Origin of the sequence: Vibrio crassostreae (assembly GCF_041439375.1) — a bacterium.
Taxonomy (GTDB): domain Bacteria; phylum Pseudomonadota; class Gammaproteobacteria; order Enterobacterales; family Vibrionaceae; genus Vibrio; species Vibrio crassostreae_D.
On the sequence record NZ_JBGONY010000012.1, the window covers coordinates 59,467 to 74,020 of the forward strand.

General features: G+C 44.3%; 13 protein-coding genes and 1 pseudogene. 2 read left to right on the plus strand and 12 right to left on the minus strand.

Annotated features, from left to right (window positions below; all coding sequences use genetic code 11):
- Positions 1-69 precede the first annotated feature (69 nt).
- The 7 genes from ACED45_RS07660 to moeA form a co-directional block, all read right to left on the minus strand.
- On the minus strand, positions 70-2,373 hold the full coding sequence (locus ACED45_RS07660) for a putative bifunctional diguanylate cyclase/phosphodiesterase (protein ID WP_371713672.1): 2,304 nt from the start codon (positions 2,371-2,373) through the stop codon (positions 70-72).
- Between the two features lie 383 nt (positions 2,374-2,756).
- Positions 2,757-3,605: a sulfurtransferase gene (locus ACED45_RS07665; RefSeq protein ID WP_371713673.1), complete on the minus strand. Its 849-nt coding sequence runs from the start codon at positions 3,603-3,605 to the stop codon at positions 2,757-2,759.
- A 35-nt stretch (positions 3,606-3,640) separates the two neighbouring features.
- Complete coding sequence (locus tag ACED45_RS07670; RefSeq protein WP_102432962.1) at positions 3,641-3,955, minus strand: hypothetical protein; 315 nt, start codon at positions 3,953-3,955, stop codon at positions 3,641-3,643.
- Between the two features lie 161 nt (positions 3,956-4,116).
- A complete protein-coding gene (locus tag ACED45_RS07675) occupies positions 4,117-4,701 on the minus strand; it encodes a hypothetical protein (RefSeq protein WP_371713674.1) in 585 nt (194 codons plus the stop codon).
- Positions 4,702-4,712: 11 nt separating this feature from the next.
- On the minus strand, positions 4,713-6,848 hold the full coding sequence (locus ACED45_RS07680; RefSeq protein WP_371713675.1) for an LruC domain-containing protein: 2,136 nt from the start codon (positions 6,846-6,848) through the stop codon (positions 4,713-4,715).
- Between the two features lie 260 nt (positions 6,849-7,108).
- Positions 7,109-7,858: a molybdopterin-synthase adenylyltransferase MoeB gene (gene moeB, locus ACED45_RS07685; protein WP_371713676.1), complete on the minus strand. Its 750-nt coding sequence runs from the start codon at positions 7,856-7,858 to the stop codon at positions 7,109-7,111.
- Between the two features lie 12 nt (positions 7,859-7,870).
- The gene (gene moeA, locus ACED45_RS07690) at positions 7,871-9,106 is read right to left on the minus strand and encodes a molybdopterin molybdotransferase MoeA (RefSeq protein ID WP_371713677.1); all 1,236 of its coding nucleotides are present in this window, start codon (positions 9,104-9,106) and stop codon (positions 7,871-7,873) included.
- Positions 9,107-9,315: 209 nt separating this feature from the next.
- On the opposite strand from moeA, the gene folE reads away from it, so the two are divergent.
- Positions 9,316-9,969, plus strand: coding sequence for a GTP cyclohydrolase I FolE (gene folE / locus ACED45_RS07695; protein WP_017061725.1), 654 nt, complete (start codon positions 9,316-9,318; stop codon positions 9,967-9,969).
- A 259-nt stretch (positions 9,970-10,228) separates the two neighbouring features.
- On the opposite strand, the gene ACED45_RS07700 is transcribed toward folE, so the two are convergent.
- The 5 genes and pseudogenes from ACED45_RS07700 to ACED45_RS07720 form a co-directional block, all read right to left on the minus strand.
- Positions 10,229-10,828, minus strand: a complete 600-nt coding sequence (locus ACED45_RS07700) for a hypothetical protein (protein ID WP_371713678.1) — start codon at positions 10,826-10,828, stop codon at positions 10,229-10,231.
- Positions 10,821-11,360 (minus strand): YaeQ family protein, encoded by a 540-nt coding sequence (locus ACED45_RS07705; protein ID WP_371713679.1) that lies wholly within the window; start codon positions 11,358-11,360, stop codon positions 10,821-10,823. The genes ACED45_RS07700 and ACED45_RS07705 overlap by 8 nt, the downstream gene beginning before the upstream one ends.
- Before the next feature lie 116 nt (positions 11,361-11,476).
- Positions 11,477-11,686: a cold-shock protein gene (locus ACED45_RS07710; protein WP_004737278.1), complete on the minus strand. Its 210-nt coding sequence runs from the start codon at positions 11,684-11,686 to the stop codon at positions 11,477-11,479.
- Positions 11,687-12,134: 448 nt separating this feature from the next.
- Entirely contained in the window at positions 12,135-13,220 is a 1,086-nt protein-coding gene (locus ACED45_RS07715; protein ID WP_285953619.1) for a PQQ-dependent sugar dehydrogenase, read from the minus strand.
- 145 nt (positions 13,221-13,365) lie between these two features.
- Positions 13,366-13,613 (minus strand): annotated as a pseudogene (locus ACED45_RS07720) (ABC transporter ATP-binding protein); the annotation flags it as partial.
- A 109-nt stretch (positions 13,614-13,722) separates the two neighbouring features.
- Here ACED45_RS07720 and ACED45_RS07725 point away from each other — a divergent pair.
- Positions 13,723-14,535 (plus strand): crotonase/enoyl-CoA hydratase family protein, encoded by an 813-nt coding sequence (locus tag ACED45_RS07725; protein WP_371713680.1) that lies wholly within the window; start codon positions 13,723-13,725, stop codon positions 14,533-14,535.
- Positions 14,536-14,554: the final 19 nt, after the last annotated feature.

The following is a 14,554-nucleotide window of genomic DNA, read 5'->3' on the forward strand; positions in this document are numbered from 1 at the left end:
AGGGAGCCCGTTTGGGCTCCCTTTTTGATTCATCGTGTTATTCGTGAGCTTGGTGAGATCAACTGACAGCTATGCCGTTGATTCTGGTAGCTCTATTGTCTCAACCTGAGTTGGTGCTAGATACTCACACAGCTCATCGTAAGGGATAGGGCGAGAGAAGTAGTAGCCTTGCATTAAATCACATCCACAGGCCTTTAGAATCGAGAAGTGTTCGTTTGATTCTACGCCTTCTGCCAATACCACCATGCCGAAGTTTTTACCGATTGCGATAATGTTTTGCACCATAGTCAGTGACTGCTGGTCTATAGTTATGTTCTCAATGAAACTCTTATCAATCTTAAGTTCGTCGATAGGGAGTGCTTTCAACATGCTCAACGATGAATAGCCGGTACCGAAGTCATCCAGAGAGATCTTAATATCGTTTTCTTTGAGTGCTTCAAACAGTGGTTTCACTATAGCTACATCTTCAATGAACAAACTCTCAGTTATCTCTAGCGTTAAACAGCTTGGAGAGAACTGATACTTTTCAAGCGTAGCGAATAAGTGGTCAGAGAACGACTTATGGGAAAACTGACGAACCGATATATTGATCGACAGCCCGATCTTTTGTTCGGTTGTTCGGTGCAAGTGGGTGATCTGCATAATGCTGGACTCAATAATAAAAGTACCCAGTTTTTGCATTAAGCCTGTGTTCTCTGCTATCGGTATAAAGACATCCGGCGGAACAAAACCCAATTCGTCATCAATCCAGCGAACAAGTGCTTCTACACCGTGAATACTCTCATTTGCACGAACCAGTGGTTGGAAAACCATGAACAGCGTTTGTTTCTCGATAGCGATGCGTAGCCTTTGTTCTACTTTCATTTTGTAGAGGTGCGCATCTTGCATTTCCGTTGTGAAAATACTGTATGAGTTTTGCTGTTGTTTCGCTTTGTACATCGAAATATCGGCAGAACGTAATAAACTGTCTAGATCTTTCCCGTGTTCAGGGAAACGAGCTACGCCGATGCTGCAACCTAACAAAAACTGAGCGCTTTCAACTTCATAAGGTTGAGAAAGTACTTCAATAATACGCTTGGCGAGTCGTTTTACCTCAGCTTCATTCGACAATGGCGTTAAGAACAAAAACTCATCGCTTGATTCACGTACTAAGAGGCTGAGTCGAGATCGGAATCGCATCAAACGCAAAGCTATTTGTTTGAGCACCTTGTCGCCGAAGTCGTGTCCGTGGGTATCATTGACACATTTAAAGTTATCGATATCAATAAACAACAGCGAGAACTGCTCTGACTCATCCTCAATCCATTTACCAATATTTTTACGCATGTACAAGCGGTTTGGTAGAGAGGTTAATGGATCATGGTTAGCCTGATAAATGAGTTGGCTACGAGTGCGTTGTTCATTCTTGGCAATCGACTTAACCAAAAAGTAGAAACCAAATTGAAGAAAAATAAAGGCAACGAAAAGAATGCTGAACTCTTGTATAAATATGCTATCGACGTGAGTTAGATCCGTACGTCCAACCACCCATAATTTGTAGTTTGGGATGTATTTTGCGCTCATTAAAGAGTGGTATTGTTCATCGTCGACGACAAAAGAGTAGGTTTCTTGCCCATTCATCGCTTCTTGCACGCTGATTCCGAAGTGGTCGGTAAAGGTCCGTGCAATACGTTGTAGGACATCTTTGCCTACTGGAGAGGAATATGCACTTTCAGATTCGATATCACTCGAATAAAACTGGCGATAACTGTCTGTTCTGATCAGGCTTAGTGTATTGAAACTTCCGGCGTGAGCATTATTTTCAAATACGATCGTGGCGTCCAACCGCAGCCCTGCGGTCATTACTGCATCGATTTTATTACCATCGATCGAAATGGATTTTCTCAGCGGGATAACCAAGCTATTCAACGATTCTTGAAAATAGGTACGGCCAAGCACCATGCTACTGCTTGATAGGGCGTCTAAAAAGGAGTCTTTCGTTGGCGCGTATTGAAGCAAGTTCCTTTGATTCGCAAGTTGGAGATTTGAGCTGATCGAGAGGTAGTCACCGTCGGTGTTCAACAAGCCAAACGCTGCAATCGCAGGGTGAGTATCTAGCAGTTTATCCAGTATTGGTCGAATTTGAATGGAGGCAGTACGAGTGAAGTCAGACTGCTGGGCGAGTTGGTGCCCAACCACTTCAAGCAGTGCCTCTTGACTGGTCAAGAGTGAGCTTACAGAGCTCGAAAACAGCTCGACTTGGATATGTTGTTGTTGGGTGAAGTCATCTCTGTTGGCTTGCCATTTAGTTACGCCCAACGCGGCGAAAAGTATCAGGGTCAGTAGTACGATCAACGCGTACAGCGACCAGATATTTTTCTTAAATAGAGCCATGAGATGCCTTTTGTTGGTTACTACTTTTAACAGAGTGCAAGTGACAAACTATTGGGTCGTCAGCGTGATTCGTGCAACGAAAGATACAAACATCAATGATGACAGTATCAATGATTAAATAGTGTAACGACTACGAGCAGAGATTCTTGAGTGAAATATTATTATTCACCACATTGATAACGATTTACCCAAGATTAATCACGGTTTATGGTCAATAAATCGCTATAGATTAAAAGCAACCGAGTAAATCCAGATTTGTTTTCAAACGACGTAGCATTACCGCAAAGCAAAGAGCTTACTGTGTGAGACGTTAAGTCATCACTACGAGTAAGCTCTTTATGCATGCGCAGTATATTCTAACAGTGGCAGTAAGCGAAGTTGAATTACCTTTTAGTCACAGCGATGGGTAATTTCTCGTTAGCGCCCCATTCAGTCCATGAGCCATCATAAACGCCCATTTTACCTGAATATCCGGCCAGTTTAGCGGCTAATAATATGATGCAGGCTGTTACTCCAGAACCACAACTAAAGAACATCGGCTGAGAAGGGGTTAATTGCAACGTTGAAAAGATATCGACGAGCTCTTCTTGAGGTTTTAACTTACCGTTATCGAGCACTTGGGCAAATGGTAGGCAAATCGAATTCGGTATATGGCCACTACGTAAGCCTTCACGTGGCTCAGGAACTTCTGAATCGAAGCGAGCTTGAGAACGAGCATCGACAATGTTTGCGCTTTTGGCAGTGGAGTAACCTTCAATCTGCTGAGCAGTAACAAAATAGTTGTCTTGAATATTGCCTTCAAAATCACCCACTTTTACTTCGGTTCGATAGTCAGTCTCGGTCGCGTAACTGGCTTCGATCCAAGCTGGCAAACCGCCATCTAAGATGTATACGTCGTTGTGTCCCATTGCCATAAACATCCACCACGCACGAGGGGATGCGAAGGTTCCTGAGTTATCGTAAACCACAACCGTACTGTCTTGATTGATGCCAATTTCTTTTGCGCGAGTGTTGAAGTGTTTTTCGGTCGGGAACATGTGAGGAAGCAAAGTGTGCTTGTTACAAAAGTCTTTATCGTAGTCAAAACGAATAGCCCCAGGAATCATTTGTCCTTTGATCTTTTCTGACTCACTTGGGATCTGAAATTCGATACTGGCATCTAGGATTATAATGTTGTTTTCTTCTAGCAAACGTTGTTGAAGTTGTTCTGGTGAAATGAGTGGCTGAGTCATTCTTCTTATATCCATTCTTGTTGTTATATCGACGACTAAGGCGCTGTTCTACAGTGGATGAACTGATAGCTGCTTTGTCCGGTTATTTGATTGTTTAATGTATCAAGCGCGACCACAGAATCAAGAGGGCAGTCTGTTGTTGGTGGAATGGAAACGCGAAATATTTCGTTGTTTTGAGTTTCAACCGTGAGGTAGCGCCTATGTCCGTCTAGTGACTGAGTGAGCGTGTTAGAAATCACTTTGGCTTCAATACGTTGCCCCGTCTGTGACGTTAACGGGAAATGGGTAAGAGCAACTAATACGCCGACACCACACATTAATATAAGTAGACCTATTTTTAACTGTTTCATGAGAGTAAGTCTTTGAAGGTTATCTTGAAAATATAAGTTAGATTCGAAGTAAAGTGAATGAACGCCTATCAGATAATTTTCGCTGTTATTAGTGTGGGGCGATTAAAAAAGTGAGCATTGCTGCTCACTTTTAGTTGCTGATATTCGAAGCTAAACTTTCATTACCACACGATCTGAGAGTTGCTGCTCGATACTACTTTTTGTAGAGGTGGCTGCCCATCGTAAAACCAAATCTCAACAAGAAGTGAATCGTGGTTGACTGGGCTCGAGAAGTTAGAGGCGAACACACCATTGTTTAATGATCCTGCAATCACTTTGCTTGAGTAGTCTGGTTTCAATGTCGAGTCGTCACGAGCACTAAAACGGCTATACACGGTAACAAATGAACGGTCTGTTGAAATACTACTGATGTCGATGTCGATATCAAACTGCTCTACAGAGCTGTAATCAAAACCATCGGGTACCACTAAATCACTCATAGTGTAAGTTGGTTCCGCTGCTGCACTGGCTACTGGAGACGGTGATGGCGTTGCAGGTGTCGCCGGTGATGATGGTGAAGGAGAAGCCGTGCTGCCCCCTCCGCCCCCACCACAACCTGCTAGTAGGAGTGGGGCTGTAGCTAAAACTACGGTCATTGTTTTCTTCATGTTCCAAGAGCTTTGTGCAGACATATTATTTTCCTTAGAGAGGTTGCTTCTCAACTCAACGTTATGATGTTCGCGATTAGGTTTATCTTTGATACTCATGACGTCTCTCCTTATGGCTCGTAACATTGGTTGTCTGCTGGTGATGCGTACCAAGTCTGGTTATTTTCACCGCTTGACTCTGCCCACTGCTTAAACTCTGGGTAAGCAGTTACGATATCCACGTATTCTTGCGGCCATTCCCACTCTTCTGTTGATGTGATAATGAGAGCCCAAGGGTGGTTTTCTGCTGTCTTGAAATATTTACCCGTTGCTGGGTCGCTATCATCAACACCGATTCCAGAATCAAATAGGTTCACAGTGTCAAAGGCCTCGGTTGGTGCTTGGTCTGGCAAGTGAACTTCCCAACTACGTCCTGGGTGCATCGGTAGGTTGTCGCCGTGATAGTAGCCCGGTGTTGCAAAAATGAAGGGGTCGTAAGGCATGTCTGTCCATGACGCAGTACTCACACCGTCGCCTGATAAGTTGATACCGATTTGGAATGCGAACTGTTCATCTTCTTTACAAGCGTTGCTTGTACGGTAGAAGGCGCATGAAGTATTCGCTTTTTCAGACAAGTCTTCAGCGGCGATAAAGATAGCTTCACTACGACCGTCTTCCATACCTAAATCGGTGAATACGCCATTGTGTTTCATGTAAGAATTACCGCTGTCTACCGAGCTTGGTGCAAGGTTGGGTAGGCGAACCGCAAAGCCGTTTTTGTAGGTTGCCCCCACAGCCGCTAGGCGACCATCGATGGTGGACTTAATAACCTTATCGTCTTTTAAGATTTCTGTGATGCGATACATGATAACGGCATCATTCATATCGTAATCGGCTTTATAAGGCCAATTGTCTTCATATGCTAGGGTGGCGTAGCCAGAAGCGCTTGGGAAGTAACGAGCCGTTGCACCGTCATTTAGAACATCGACTTGAATATCAACCACCTCACCAGAGGTAGAGCCGCCAAAGTAGCTTAGATTGGTTTGTTGGCTGAATCTGAAGCGAGCCCAAGTGGTACCCGTTAAGGCGTTAATATCGACATTTAAGAACAAGTCGTTCTCACCGGCCGCCAATAAGTAATCGGTAAATACTTGTTCGTTGGCGCCGTCGAAACTACCGTCTTGGTTCCAATCTATCCAAGCTGAAAGATAACCCGTTGTTGAAGCTTCAATAATTACCTTCGAATCGAGGCCCGCTTCAAGTGCGGTTACGAAGCCGATACCACCATTCGTCCATTCGTCATCAATGCCGACGCTTTCATCCGATTGTGGGGAAACGTATCCATCCAGATCTGCATCTGGTGCATCAGTACCTAGCCACGTAACGCCATCAAGCTCATGTCGAGGACCGTTACTCGCCAGTAGAGTTAGGTAGCTGTCTGGCGCGTCACCGAAGTCAATGTTTGAATCTTCATCAACAACAGGTGCGTTGGCACAACGAGCACCATCGTTTTGACCAGAAGCTGGGCCATTCGAAACAAATTCAACGGCTGGAACAATACCTGCCGCGATATTGGCAGCGTTGTCGGGAGACAGGTTGATTCGGTAAATCTTACCGTCTTGGTTTCGAGATACGTAGTAGTAGCCATTGACATCAAAATAGCCAGCACCGAACGTACCTAACTCACCGGTATCGCCGATGTAGGTTTCGGCTCCTGTGGTTGGGTTGAATTGGTACAAGCCGCCCGAGTTATTATCAATACCATATAGAGAGCCATCGCTTGGATGAAAGGCGAAATCAGTCAATTTTACGGTTGCTGGGCTGCCTACAATTTTGTTAACGGTAACAGTCGCATTTGGATCTGAATCGAGAGGGGATAGGTCAACAGTGAACAGCCCCTTACCTGTGCGGTATAGGTAGTAAACATGGTCGTAGACATCACCTACATAGAAGGTATGGTCGGTTGGTAATCCGCTGGTATTGATGACTTCCGCTTGGAAGTCTTGACCAAGACGCACCAAGCGTTTGTTGGTGGTGTCGTATCCGTAGATGTATCTGTCTTGAAAGTCGAAACCAACACCATTGATATTGGCATTCATACCCGTATCGTCTTCTAACAGAGTGGTTGAGCCGGTAACTAGGTTAACGCCCCAAACCTCAACGGGTTTCGACTGAAATAGGTATGCCTTACTAGGGCAGGTATCGAATGGCGCTGCGTTGGCGACCAATGGCGCACTTAATAGCAAACTTAACGTTGTGATTCTCATATCTACATCCTTGTCATGGAAGGTATAGATACTTTTACAAGTTACGTGCCAATTTTAAGTTGTTGATTTTAGATGGTTTTTATTCTTAACTCTTCAGAGGAAATCTGTTTTCTCAAAATGAGAATTCAAATGAAACTGATTCCTCATGAAATGTTTCAATTTGAAATCAGGAATGTTTGGACTCAAGTTCAAATATAAAAAGCCCCGACATTGGTCAGGGCTTGAGGAGTTATAAAGTAGCTATCTTACTCGTGATTAGCTTAACCACACACCGAACAATTCGGCATCTTCATTAAATTCATCTCACGCCAACTGTGAGACATGGCATCGAGAATCAAAAGTTTGCCTTGCTTTGGTTGTCCAAACTTAGCAATAACTTTAATCGCTTCCAAAGCCTGAGCCGCGCCCACCATACCAACTACTGGCGCCATCACACCGGCTTCGACACAACTTAGTGCCGCATTGCCGAACAGAGCGCTTAAGCATTGGTAACACGGTGCGTCAGCATCTTGATAAGTGAACACACTAATCTGACCTTCCATGCGAATCGCTGCACCTGATACGAGTGGCGTTTTAGAGGCGTAACACAAGCGGTTGAGCTGATTGCGCGTTTCAACGTTGTCACTGGCATCAAGCACCAATGAATGCGCTTCGATTAGGTTCGCAAGCGTTTCGTCATCGAGCCTGTGATCGACTGTCTCAACTTTTAGGTGTGGGTTCAACGCCTGTAAAGACTCAGCAGCAGAATCCACCTTCTTCTTACCAATATCAGCATCAGTGTGAAGCACTTGTCGCTGCAGGTTTGAAAGCTCGACAATATCGTCGTCGATCAGTGTCAGCTTACCAATACCCGCAGTCGCGAGGTATTGAGCAGAGGCACAACCAAGGCCTCCTGCACCCAACACTAAGATTGAGCTCTGTTTCAGCGCTTCTTGGCCTTCAAAATCAAACTGCTTAAGAATGATCTGGCGATTGTAACGAAGCATCTCTGCGTCAGACAGTATTTCCATCAGTAAGCCTCGTTAGTAAAGCGTCGAGTTAAACAGTTGAATCTGAACTGTTTCGCCCACTTCAACACGGCCACGCTCACGCTCAAGTACCACAAAGCAGTTTGCTAGGCTCATTGATCGGAAAGCGCCAGAGCTTTGGTTACCTGTTGTTTCTACTACAAATTGACCGTTTTCAATCGAGTAGATACCACGTTGATAGTCAGTACGGCCTGGGCCTTTTTTAAATGCAGATTTAGTAATAGCAGGGATCGATTCTGGCGCTGTCCATGCAGTGTGACCTGCAAGTTTAGCAAGCATAGGCTGAACCAAAACATACATCGTCATCATCGCTGATACTGGGTTACCCGGTAGGCCACAGAACCAAGCGTTGTCTAGTTCACCAAATGCGAACGGCTTCCCCGGTTTGATAGCTAGTTTCCAAAAGCCGATTTGACCAAGTTCTTCAAGGATGTCTTTGGTGTAATCGGCTTCGCCAACGCTTACGCCACCGGAAGTCACGACAACGTCTGCCAATTCTTGAGCTTTCTCGAACGTTTCTGTAAGCGTCGCAGGGCAATCACGGATGATGCCTAGGTCAATCGCTTCGCAACCAAACGCTTCAATCAGTGGTTTGATACCGTAGCGGTTGCTGTCGTAGATCTGACCATCTTCAAGAGGCTGACCTAGCGGTTTTAGCTCATCGCCAGTAGAGAAGAAAGCGACTTTAGGTTTGTGTGCAACAGTCACATGGCTCACACCAAGTGAAGCGATCATTGGAATGTCGCGAGGCGTTAAACGTTCACCGCGGCTAAGAACGATGTCACCTTGTTTGATGTCATCACCGGTAGGGCGAATATTGTTGTTCAGTCTGATGTCGTCTTGCTGAATTTCGATGCCCGCATCGGTTTCGCGAGTATTTTCTTGCATGATGACTGCATCGCACCCTTCTGGGATTTTAGCTCCTGTCATAATGCGAATACAGGTGTTGCTTGGCCATTCGCCTTCAAATGGCTGACCTGCAAAAGATTTGCCTGCTAAGGGCAGTACTTTACCGTTTTCTAGGTCCGCTAAACGTAGCGCGTAACCGTCCATTGCTGAGTTATCAAAAGGAGGTACGAAAATAGGGGAGAGGATATCTTCAGCAAGTACGTAGCCTAATGCATCTGCCAATGGCAGCGATAAGGTCGTTTGAATAGGTTTAATTGGTGATAGTAGCTTATCTAGTGCTTCTTCAATTGGCATCAAGCCCGGAGCGTCGCAACAGCCCATAATTGAATTCCTTTGATCGTTATTATTTTATTTGATGGTTGGCATCAGAATCGGTTTTGAGACTAAAAAGTTCGCCAACGAAATTGCAGTCACTTTAGCATAGTTTAAGGTCCGTAAATAATGACCTCCCTTAAAATATGGGTGTAATTATTCAAAATTCCGAGTATCCTTGTCTGCCATCCAAAAGGGGTAATAAAAGAGGAAGTTCAATGTCAGGTCTTAGCGAATCAGCGAAGTTGGTTAAAGATGCGCTAGCAAGCCGCGGATTAGAGACACCAATGAGTCCTAACCAGGTTAGCCGAGAAGAGAAAAAGGAACGAATCGAACACCATATGCGTGAGATTCTAACTCTCCTTGAACTTGATCTTACGGACGATAGCCTAGAAGAAACACCGCAACGTATTGCTAAAATGTACGTGGATGAGATTTTCTCTGGTCTGGATTACGCCAATTTCCCTAAAATTACCGTAATTGAAAACAAGATGGGTGTTCGTGAGATGGTACGTGTAAAAGACATTACCGTGACCAGTACTTGTGAGCACCATTTAGTTACGATTGATGGTAAAACAGCGGTCGCTTATATCCCGCGTGGAAAAATTATTGGTCTTTCAAAGATCAACCGTATTGTTCGATTTTTTGCTCAGCGCCCGCAAGTTCAAGAGCGTATGACACAGCAGATCCTTGTTGCATTGCAAACGCTATTAGAAACCGATGACGTTGCTGTAACCATGGATGCGGTTCACTACTGCGTGAAATCACGTGGTGTAATGGACGCAACCAGCGAAACGACAACAACAGCACTGGGCGGTATTTTTAGATCAAACCCAGCAACGCGCCACGAATTCTTGCACGGCCTGCGTTAATACGTTTCGTTATTTGATAAGCTCGATTTAGCCTCAGAAAATCGAGAACCAAGATTCTAAGCCTCGCACTCTGCGGGGCTTTTTTGTACTTGTAGTAAAGTTAATTGCAATGACTGAGAATGTCGTCATTCCCTAGAGTCAAGAATGAGCGAGTAGGGAATCTGCTTTTATGCTCAGAGGTGATAGTGCAAGCGGTGGTTGGAAATAGATGCGCTCTACACGGTGTAAAGCGCAAATTTGGTTTCAGCTGGTGGAATGCTTAAGAAAGGTTAAACAAACGCTTTAAGTGGTGAACAATACCTGATGGCTTGTTATCGGCTTGGTAGATGTTCAAGCCATCATAAAAGCTCGCCATGAACTCTACGCGAATCTCATCGTCAGTGCTTCTCGATAAGCGAGACAGCAGTGTAGCGGCTACAGCAGCATGATCATTGGCTAGGCTGTAATCCATTCCTAGTCGTCCTTGAATGAACAACCACAAATGAGTCACTAATTTTAACTGTTGAGCGTTAGAGTTTTGAAACTTGTCGCTATGCTCTGTGCCTACTGTGTTATCGAATACATTTTGCATCGCCTCATTCGCTTCTTTATTGCTTTCAAAGCGATAGCTTGCATCGATATGTGCCTTGGTTAACAGACCAAGCAACGTCTGACGTGCAGAGTTGTCCGGCTTATTCTCACAAGCGTGTTTAAACAGAGCGTGGTTTTCGTCGATAAAAGACGTTAGCTCTTTCTCGAAACCTGTCGCAATCGCGGCTACTGAGTCTAAACCAGACTCTTTCAAACAAGAGTGCAGCTTGGTTTTTACTTGCTGATTTGCTTCAAGTTTCTGCTGATCACTAGTTGGAAGCTCAGTCATTACTCTGTAGCTCTTCCCACGTTACTTCAGCCGATTGAGTATCGCTGTTAACGAAAGCAGAGTTGCCAGTCAGCATCACTGAAAGATCCATCGTGCGTTGTGTCATCGCTGCAAGCTGCTCAATACCATCGTTGTCTAGACGAACGATCTGAGCTTCCAGGTAACCGAATTTACCTTTGTTCTGCTCCCACCACACGTTTGATTTAGTGTTGAAGCTGAATACACGCACTGATTTAGATAGGCGAGTTGCTTTCTTAACTCGCTCTGGATCGGGTTCGCCGACATCAACCCATTCTAGGATTGGATCATCTAACGATTTCTGCCATAAATCGGGTTCTTCAATGCTAGACAACCCTTTAGTGAACTCAAGTTCAGGAGAGGCATTGATACAGAAAGCTATGATTCTAGCCATCATTCGCTGTTCTGTTTCAGAAGGGTGTTGTGCAACCGTTAGATTAAAAGAGTCATAATAGTCGCGATTCATATCAGTTAAAGAGATACGAAACTTGTAGATTGTCGGTTTAAGAGCCATTGAGGGGTGTCTTAGGTAGAAATATTGAAGGGGAATATTACCTTAAATCTCTGAATAGCGGGTAAAAAAATAGCCAGCAGAGGCTGGCTATTTTTAGAAAGCTATAAAGTACTAAATTAAAGTACTTTGATGCTGTCAGCTTGTGGGCCTTTTTGACCTTGAGATACTACGAACTCAACTTTTTGGCCTTCAGCAAGAGTTTTGAAACCTTCGCCAGTGATAGCTGAGAAGTGTGCGAATACGTCTGGACCATTTTCTTGTTGAATGAAGCCGAAGCCTTTAGTTTCGTTGAACCATTTTACTGTACCAGTAACTGTGTTAGACATGATGATATCCTAAAATTAAATTTTTATTTTGAGCCAATTGTGGCACTGATAGCGTGGAAAAGTTTATTGCTATTGCGTACAACACAACGGGGTTACTAGTAATCCAACGAAATGTTTATATACAAAGAACTTTCTTTCTAGCCGAGATGAAGTCTAAATCAAATCAGGGGATAGTCAATCGAATCCATAGTGAAAGGTTGCAGAAACTTGGGGGTAGTCAAACTTTGCATTCCTTAAATATCATGGAGTTACAGTTGTATGGTGATTTGTTGTCGTTTTTGTGAAAAAGGTGGTCGATATTGATGACAAATTTGGAGTAATTGCACTGTTTTAGCGCATTCATTTTTGCAAATTTAAAGCCGTTAATTGGGTCTTGAGCCCACTTTTTACGGCTTATATCTATAGATTTCGTTGTAAGGAAAATGTCTTTACTTGAACAATGTATCGACTACTTTTTCAAGCGATAAAGGTTGCCATTATCAGTACTAAAGAAGATGTCGCCGTCTGGTGAGGTTTCAATGTCTCTGATTCGTTCACCTAAGTCTTCAAGTAGGCGCTCTTCTTCTATTGCCTCACCTTGTGTATTGACCGTCACCACATTGATATGGGTAAGCTTGAGTGCACCCGCTAATAGTTTCCCTTTGAGTTCAGGAAATTTATCTCCTTGATAAACCACTAAGCTGCCGGGTGCGATTGAGGGAATGTAGACCTTTCTAGGCGCTTCTATGCCTTCTTTGGTTTCAGATTCACCAACGCTGATTGGGCCCCAGTACTCTTTTCCGTGTGAGGTTACAGGCCAGCCATAGTTGGCACCTGCTTTGATTAGATTGATTTCATCACCACCGCGCGGACCGTGTTCAATCGACCACAACTTCTGAGTTGGAAAGTCGTAAAAGAGACCTTGTGGGTTACGATGACCAAAACTCCAAATCTCATTGAGAACCTTGTTATTATCGGTGAATGGGTTATCACTAGGGGTACTTCCATCGGCATTCAATCGCAATATCGAACCTGCGTGAGTCAGTGTATCTTGGCCATTGTCTCGCTCACCACGATCACCGATTGAAAAATAGATGTGGCTATCATCAAAGGTGATACGGCTACCAAAGTGACGTCCGGCGTCTGTTTTGGACTTTGACACAAACACGTCTGTCCAATTGGTGACTTCATTATTGCTGTAATTAGCAGAAGCCAGTGTCGTTACGCCTTCACCATCGACGTCTTTACTATAAGTGACGTAGAACCTCCCGTTTTCAAAAGGAGATAATGCTATATCTAATAATCCGCCTTGGCCTTTAGCCCAGATATTTGGCAGCCTGAATAGTGTGTTTTGGTCGCCTGTTTTTAAATCAACGTGTTTAATGACGCCAGATTTTTCTGTGAGAAGCATAGTACTGTCATCGACATAAGCGAGACCCCATGGAATCTCGAGGCCGTCTGTGATTTTCTCTACTTGCCATGCAAAAGCAGAGAATATTGGACTCGATACGATGAGTGCCAAAGCACAGGAAAGAATACGATGATGAGTGTTCATGGCAGTCCCTTGATTTTCATGAGGTGGTATTAGTGTAGCTTGTGCTGATTTAAGTTTAAGGAAACATTTACTCCGTTTTCACTCGTCATGCTGGTGAGCTATCCAAAGAATGAGTAACTCATTCACTTAGCTTTGATTCTTCGGCTTACTCGCAAACAACGGCAACCTTCTTGCTTGCAGCTGTCTTGGCTGGAACAGGATGTTCGATCAGTCGAATAGGGGACTCATACAAAGCCGATAGCGCTTGTTCGTCGAGCAATTTATCCGCGCTGCCTTCCAACGCAATTTGACCTTTTTCAGGGCGACAATATGCGTGGCGTAACGAAGCGCTAGGTTCAAATCGTGCAAAATAACGATAACCCCAACATCTTCTTTTTTGTTGAGTTTCTCTATGTAACTGGGAGATGTTAAGCAACACAGGTCTCGCTTCTTAATGTGCAAGTTTGGCATATGTTAATAAAATGTATAACCTAAAGGTCTGACCACTAAAAAGGTAGCCACCATGCCAAACCTCGCTCGTATTACTTGTTCTATCGATGAAAACCAAATTGCGACGGTTGTGTTGAACCGACCAGATAAGCTCAATGCTATTGATATGGCGATGTTCCAAGGTGTGAATAACATGGTTAATCAGCTGAAAAAGAACACCGAGATTCGCGCCGTAATCGTGAAAGGCGAGGGAACCGATTTTTGTTCGGGGCTTGATGTTAAGTCCCTATTAACCAGTAAATCTGGGGCGATGAAGCTCTTGTTTAAATGGCTACCGATATTGCCAAACGCTGCACAACGCTTTTCACTTGGTTGGCGAGATATTCCATGCCCTGTCATTTTTGCGATTCACGGGCGTTGTTGGGGAGGGGGCCTGCAACTGGTCAGTGGTGGTGATTTTAGGATCGCTAGTCCGGACGCCAACTTCTCAATACTAGAGGCTAAGTGGGGCCTGATTCCTGATATGGGAGGTGCGATAGCATTTCGCGAACTGATGCGCAAAGATCACACCTTAGAAATGGCGATGACCGCTAAAGTGATCGACTGCGTAACCGCGAAAGACTATGGATTGGTAACCAAGATTGCCGAAGACCCTTACGCTGAAGCCTATGCTTTGGCTCTTGAGTGTGCGAATCGGTCGCCAGATGTTGTCGCTGCTAATAAAAAACTCTATAACAAAACTTGGTGGTCAAGCCCTGGCATGGCTGTGTTTTACGAAACTTGGTATCAAATAAAGGTAGGGTTAGGTAAGAACAGGGCAATTGCTGCTCAGCGTGAAATTCATCGAGACAAACCACGCCCATACGTTGCCAGGAAGTTTAAATAGCTTTTGTACAGGAATAATG